General features: G+C 63.6%; 1 pseudogene. It reads right to left on the bottom strand.

The window, feature by feature from the left end:
- A pseudogene (locus AC07RN_RS21000) lies at positions 1-486 on the bottom strand (decaprenylphosphoryl-beta-D-ribose oxidase); the annotation flags it as partial.

The following is a 486-nucleotide window of genomic DNA, read 5'->3' as shown; positions in this document are numbered from 1 at the left end:
GATCGCGAGCACTCGTCGGTCGAGTTCGCGCACGAGGTCGTCGACACCCCTCCTGATCGGGAAGTCCAGGCAGACGTTCCAGCCTTCGGTCGGGAAGGACAGTGGCGCCCGGTTGCCCTCGCCGAACATTTTGAGGACGTTCAGGAAGCTGACGTGCCCGGACGCCTGCACGAACTGGATGATCTGCTTGAACTCGTCGATCCGGCCGGGTGGAACCACGAACTGGTACTGCAGAAAACCCTTGGGGCCGTAAGCGCGATTCCACTGACCGAACCCGTCGAGGGGATGCAGGAACTTGGTGATGTTCTGGATTCGGCCGGTGTACGTCGCACCGGTGCGGTAGTAGCCTTCGCTGAGCGCGGAGAACGTGAGCTTGTTGCCCAGGCCGCTCGGGAAGATGTCCGGCAGCGTAAGAAGCTGCGGCGCATCGAACTTCAGTGGTGCGCGGCGCAGCTCGCGCGGGAGTTCGTCGACCGTCGCCAGGCG

Source organism: Lelliottia sp. GFLA7 (genome assembly GCF_056490165.1).
The sequence above is the reverse complement of the archived record's forward strand: the minus strand, read 5'-3'. Positions and strand labels throughout refer to the sequence as shown.